Source organism: Yersinia artesiana, assembly GCF_902726545.1.
Taxonomy (GTDB): domain Bacteria; phylum Pseudomonadota; class Gammaproteobacteria; order Enterobacterales; family Enterobacteriaceae; genus Yersinia; species Yersinia artesiana.
Map to the genome: position 1 here is coordinate 1 of NZ_CACVAD010000094.1, position 6,303 is coordinate 6,303.

A 6,303-nucleotide genomic window follows, 5' to 3' on the forward strand; every position below is an offset into this window, starting at 1 on the left:
TCACTATACCATCTGCAATGGCAGGGAATCATAGTGATAATAATGTTTGTTTTTATTCTAATGATAATTATTCTGAAAAAATGGGAGGTAAGAAATTCTGTGTTCCATACTATACTGAGGATGAATGGTTGTTTAATCAATGGAATAATAATATTTCTTCGATTAAAATTCCGCCATATTTAAAGGTCGATGTTTTCAGTGATTATTCCTTCACAGGAAAGTCTGCTACGTTTTATAGTGATACTAACTCTGCTGCTTTAGCTGTTCATGGATTGACGAGCGATATAAGCTCTTACCGGGTGTTACCAAGAAATATCTATCCAGACAGTAAAAGAGTGGTATTCAATTTTCACTCTGAAAACTTACCTGAAAATTATTTCAGTTATAATTATTATACTAACAGCGGGCACAGTATGTTTTTGGTAAAACAGAAACAGCCTATTGGTATTGATGGGCACAGCTCATACATCTTTTACAGCCACGCCGGGCAGATAATGACCGCCTTTTTCGGGTTGGGTTTTGAACGCAATCTATACTGTCTCACGCCCACCGACCGGCGGAGCAGCAGCTTAAATGCTGATGTGGCTTTTACCTACTGTGATTTTAATAACACGGGACAAAACTGGTTTCCGGCGACTGTAGCAGAAAAAACAGTATTAATTAACCATGGAACCGGCACCGCGCTATCTCTGGATCATACTGGTTTCTATGTCAGTTTACATGTTAGCCCGGTAAATAATCTACCTGGCAGAATAGAACAACATATTCCGCAACAGATAACCGTTGATGAAAATGCACTATGGTTTGATGAGTCTACAATCCAGGGGTGGAAAGAAAATGCAGTCAGGCCCTTCCTCCAATATAAAGAAATACTAGAGTCTATAAATGACAATGATCAGCGCGATGAAATTGTCCATCATCTGGATGAGCCTGATGATACTTATATCTATTTGGGGAAAAAAGGAAGTAAGAGGCATATTTATTATAATGCTGAAACTCAATCTTTGACGGCTTACAATAAATTAAGTGATGGTAGAGAATTAATTGAGTCCTCATGCCTTTCATTATTGGATGACGGAACTGACCATCCTTCACCTGTCAGTTTTACTTATCATCGCAATAATTATAGTGACAATAGCCTGGAATATCGTTGTGACAACGGTGTGGCTTATAATATGTACACCAAAAGATGGTATTTCATGGCTGATTGGGAACACCACTATTTGGTTAATGGGCATGAAAATAAAACGCTTCACTTTTATGTTAATGATAAGCCTCTAACCCAGAATTATCTTGGTGTGTTGACTGGCCCTGAACTTGGCGCTCTGATTGGCGTGGCCGTGAATTTTGAGAAAAGAACACCACACGATGCGGTATTTATTAATAATCCGGCATTAGCATATTTATTGGATGTTGAAAAAGGAGTTTGTATGTTGAGTGGGGTAACTGATGATAACGGCACTCACTGTGCGGAACTGAATAAGAACTGGTCTTCAATCGATAGTGGGGTGCTGAGCACCCTTCTTAGCCGCTACTATATTCCCTGGATGTTGTCGCAAGTCGCCCATAAATTGAACTCCAGAGAATGGACAGATGAATTGAATGCTTTTTTGCAAAAAGTTGAGACTCTGGAAACCTTTTTCGAGCAGCATAAAGAGCAACCCGCCGATAACGCAAAATTACAACAAGCCAAAAATTTGTTCGTCGAGTTTTTGCAGAACTATCATTCCACCGGGTATGAACAAGTCTGGCATCAAGTTGCGTATGTACTAAATCGGATAGATTCCCTTCTTGCGAGAAGCACAGTGAGCGAGTGACGATGATGACAAAATGTGATGTAAGTCACATTTAACTTTGCCCACTCACAAATGGGGGTATAATCTTGACGAATCTTTACAACTAAACTAAATGTTTAACATCTTTATCTTATAACTCACATCGCCATCAGGCGGGAAGTCCATTCATTACTAGTCAAGATTGCCACTGCCGCAGGGTGTTTCATACGGCAGTTTAGCTCGCAGTAACCCGCATCTGTTAACGCCATGCCGATAGCATGTCCATTTATTCAACAGATGAATACTGCGCGCGTGCTCTTTTGTGGAGAAAAAACATGTCGGTAACTCGCTCTGCGATACCTCAGTTGCGCGGTATTTCGCGTCGTCGCCTGCTAGGGTATGTTGGTGTCGGGCTGGTCAGCAGCCTGATGAACCCCCTCTCTTTGGATGCTTTCGCCGCATCAACTCAAACCTTACCGCAGAATTTGGAAAGATTCATGTTGGTTTCCCGCGCACTGACGGGCAAACGCCAGCTTAATGCGCAGGTTGGTCAGCGTATCTATCAGGTCTTACTCGGTAAAATCGGTGGTTTTGACCAAAAACTCGCCTTATTACAACCGCTACCCGCTGGTGAGCCTCAGCAATGGTCGCCATTACAGCAGCAGATTGCCCGGCAGATTTTGCAAGGTTGGTATGTGGGTGTCATTGGTGAAGGAACTGATGCGGCAGTTATCAGTTATGAAAATGCGTTAATGTTCGATGCGGTATCCGATGTGCTGGTTATTCGCTCTTATTGCCCGAATAAACCCGGATACTGGGCTGCAAAGCCTGATGTCGCCTTATAATTTTGGAGAATACATTTATGGCCGACACACTCAAGGCGGATATCGTCGTCATTGGTTCGGGCGTTGCTGGCGGTTTGGTTGCGCATCAATTGGCTATGGCGGGCAAATCAGTATTGGTTTTAGAAGCAGGTCCGCGCCTTTCGCGCTGGGAAATTGTGGAAAACTTCCGCAATCAACCCGACAAGTCAGACAATATGGCACCTTATCCCTCCACATCCTATGCCCCTCATCCTGAATCTAACCCAAATAATAACTATCTGATTCAAAAGGGTGAACACCCATATGATGTGCAATATATTCGCGCTGTGGGCGGCACCACCTGGCACTGGGCAGCATCCGCCTGGCGTTTCTTGCCAAATGATTTCAAGCTAAAAACAATTTATGGCGTTGGGCGCGACTGGCCGATTGACTACGCAGCGCTGGAAAAATGGTATTTACGCGCAGAGCAGGAGTTAGGTGTTTGGGGGCCGAGTGATGAAGATCTTGGTTCACCGCGCAGTGCGCCTTATCCAATGGCACCGCTGCCGCTGTCGTGGAATGAACAGCGCATTAAAACCGTGCTAAACAGCCACACTCTCAATGGCAGTCCCTTTGATGTGGTGACCGAGCCTGTGGCGCGCAACAGCCGCCCTTATGATGGCCGTCCCACCTGTTGTGGCAACAATAACTGCATGCCAATTTGCCCGATAGGGGCGATGTACAACGCTATTACCCATGTTGAAAAAGCCGAGCTTGCTGGTGCTGTTATCCGCCCACAAGCCGTGGTTTATAAACTGGAAGTCAATGACCAACAGCAGGTCACCGCCGCCCTGTTTAAGGATGCGCAGGGTAATGAGCATCGCGCTGAGGGTAAGTATTTTGTGCTGGCGGCCAATGGTATTGAAACGCCAAAACTGATGCTGATGTCCACCAGTGATAAAAATCCGCTTGGCGTTGGGAATAGCTCCGATATGGTTGGGCGCAATCTGATGGATCACCCAGGCACTGGCGTGACCTTTATGGCTAATGAACCGTTGTGGCCGGGGCGTGGCCCGCAGGAAATGACCTCTTTGATTGGTTTTCGGGATGGTGCATTTCGATCCGAATATGCGGCGAAAAAGATTCATTTATCCAACTTGTCGCGCACGGATCAGGTCACTATTGAGTTACTCAAGCAGGGGGAATTGCAGCTTGGGCCTCAGTTGGATGCGAAAATCCGCGATCGGGCGGCGCGCTTTGTGCAGTTCGATAGTTTCCATGAAATCCTACCGCATGTAGAAAATCGCATTATTCCCAGCCCGACCGAGAAAGATGCCATCGGCATTCCGAAGCCAGAGTTTTACTATGCGATGGATGATTATGTGCGCAAAAGTGCGGTGCACACGCAGCAAGTCTATGCTGAGGCCGCCAGGCTGATGGGCGGTACAGAAGTGCAGTTCCACAATAACTTCGCCAATAATAACCATATTACTGGCACCACTATTATGGGTAATGACCCGAAAGATTCAGTGGTGGACAGTGATTGCCGCACCCATGACCACAAAAATTTGTTTATTGCCAGTAGCAGCGTGATGCCCACTGTCGGTTCTGTTAACTGTACTTTGACGATTGCCGCGCTCTCTCTGCGTATCGCTGAAACACTCAAGGCTGAGGTGTAATATGAAAAAGCAAACCTTGGCTCACTCGATGAAATTCCTGTTTATCGCATTCGGATTAGCTGCAACCGGCTATGCCAGTGCAGATGCTAATTTAATTGCGCGTGGTGAGTATCTGACTAAAGCCGCGGACTGTGTGGCGTGCCATACCACCAAAGAGGGTAAACCCTTTGCCGGCGGATTAGCCTTTAAAACCCCGATGGGTACCTTATATTCACCGAATATCACACCTGATAAAGAAACCGGGATTGGCAGTTGGACGGATGAGGAATTTTTGCGCGCATTGCATGAAGGCAAAGGCAAAAATGGCGAAAATCTCTATCCTGCATTCCCTTACACCTCTTATACCTTGCTGACTGATGATGATGTTAAAGCGATTAAAGCTTATTTGTTCAGCTTGCCTGCGGTGCATCAGCCGAATCGCGACAATGACATGCCGTTCCCATTCAATCAGCGCTGGGGGTTGTGGTTCTGGAATCTGGTGAATTTTGAGGGGCAGCGCTTCCAGCCCGATACCAGTAAGGATGCACAATGGAATCAGGGGGCTTATTTTGTTGAAGCGCTCGGGCACTGCGGTGAATGTCATACCCCGCGTAATATCACTATGGGGATGAAAGACAGCAAAGCTTATTCTGGTGCCGATATTGATGGTTGGACAGCATTCAATATTACCTCTGATCCGCATGCCGGAATTGGTGGCTGGAGTCAGGAGCAGGTGGTGCAATATCTGCGTAGCGGGCATGTTGACGGTAAAGCACAAGCTGCCGGGCCGATGGCAGAAGTGATCGAAAACAGTACCCGCCATCTGACTGACAGTGATCTGAATGCGATGGCGGTTTATTTGCGCACGCTGAAACCATTGAATCCCGATGATGAAACCAAGAGCCGCTCGGATTGGGGGCAGTCGGCAACCAGTGTTAATACCTTACGCGGCATGCCTTTCACCGCAGATAACAATACCGACGGTGCGCGTTTGTATCTGGGGAATTGCGCCAGTTGCCACAGCTTTACCGGTGAAGGGGTGAAAGACGGTTATTACCCATCATTGATGAAGAACTCGGTGGTCGGGGCATCCACGCAAAATAACCTGATTAATGTGATTCTTCACGGTGTGGCGCGCAAAACCAATGATGGCGAGGTCTTTATGCCCGGTTTTGCCAATACATTAACGGATGAACAGGTGGTTAGTTTGAGCAATTATCTGTTGCAACAGTTTGGTCAACCGACTTTGAATATCAAAGCTGAGGATGTTAAAGCATTACGTGAAGAGTAATTAATAAATAAAGATAAGGGAGCTTCGGCTCCCTTATGAATTAATGATTTTTTGACAGCGTATTTGCCAGTTTAAGAGCATTTATTTGCATTTCAGATGTTATTTTTTCCGTGTTTTCAAAAATGAAAGGAAATGTGGTGCAAAGTTTTACTGCATCTTCATTAGAGTTATTTTGGTTTCTAGATGTGCAGTTTTCTAATAATTTTATGAGTTCTTCCTTTGTTTTTGGTTCGAGTTGAAGACTATTTATTAACCCTGCTTTGTCGCCTATTTCTGTCTCGGTAAGTCGTGAGTCATGTAAAGAAAAAATAATGTCATGATGACAGTGTACATAAGAAATATCATTTTCATTTTCGATTTTTTTTGTTATTAGCTTTATGTCAGTATGCATAATGTCGGAAGATAGTTCAGGTCCAAAAATAAAAACCACCTGTTTCATACCATGGTTTTCTATATGTAACATATTAAATTTCCATCCTTCATAGTTATTGGCTTCCATGTAGAAAGAGAATCTACGATCCATGTTTGCTGTAACATAATATTGCTTTTCGCCATTTGCAAGTTCAACCATTTTAAGCGGGAACTCCTTTTCACCCATAAAATCCCCAATGGTATTCTCAGAAAAAAACTGGCTGCTAAATGAGTCTTTTGTTAATTCTTTAATATGCTCTATTGCTTCACTTCTATTGTTGGGTTTATTACCTTTATCATTTTTTTCTAATAAAGAAACGTCCATTGATATTGGCATTGCTGGAGTTATTTCTAATGGCATAGAT

5 protein-coding genes are annotated in these 6,303 nt (G+C 44.5%); 4 read left to right on the plus strand and 1 reads right to left on the minus strand.

Features of this window, described 5'->3' with window-relative positions:
* Positions 1-17: 17 nt before the first annotated feature.
* From HU019_RS19860 to HU019_RS19875, 4 genes are all read left to right on the plus strand, one after another.
* Positions 18-1,817, plus strand: coding sequence for a peptidase inhibitor family I36 protein (locus HU019_RS19860; protein WP_235921496.1), 1,800 nt, complete (start codon positions 18-20; stop codon positions 1,815-1,817).
* A 293-nt stretch (positions 1,818-2,110) separates the two neighbouring features.
* A complete protein-coding gene (locus HU019_RS19865; protein WP_174849082.1) occupies positions 2,111-2,620 on the plus strand; it encodes a sugar dehydrogenase complex small subunit in 510 nt (169 codons plus the stop codon).
* A gap of 17 nt (positions 2,621-2,637) precedes the next feature.
* The gene (locus HU019_RS19870; RefSeq protein WP_174849081.1) at positions 2,638-4,257 is read left to right on the plus strand and encodes a GMC family oxidoreductase; all 1,620 of its coding nucleotides are present in this window, start codon (positions 2,638-2,640) and stop codon (positions 4,255-4,257) included.
* Position 4,258: 1 nt separating this feature from the next.
* On the plus strand, positions 4,259-5,527 hold the full coding sequence (locus HU019_RS19875; protein WP_174849080.1) for a cytochrome c: 1,269 nt from the start codon (positions 4,259-4,261) through the stop codon (positions 5,525-5,527).
* Between the two features lie 40 nt (positions 5,528-5,567).
* Here the strand turns inward: HU019_RS19875 and HU019_RS19880 are convergent.
* The coding region (locus HU019_RS19880; RefSeq protein WP_174850521.1) for a hypothetical protein at positions 5,568-6,303 on the minus strand (736 nt) is incomplete at its 5' end.

Bases quoted from the DNA above. Each gene is read 5' to 3' on its own strand.
- HU019_RS19870 (WP_174849081.1), top strand. From the start codon at position 2,638: ATGGCCGACACACTCAAGGCGGATATCGTCGTCATTGGTTCGGGCGTT.
- HU019_RS19860 (WP_235921496.1), top strand. From the start codon at position 18: ATGGCAGGGAATCATAGTGATAATAATGTTTGTTTTTATTCTAATGAT.
- HU019_RS19875 (WP_174849080.1), top strand. From the start codon at position 4,259: ATGAAAAAGCAAACCTTGGCTCACTCGATGAAATTCCTGTTTATCGCA.
- HU019_RS19865 (WP_174849082.1), top strand. From the start codon at position 2,111: ATGTCGGTAACTCGCTCTGCGATACCTCAGTTGCGCGGTATTTCGCGT.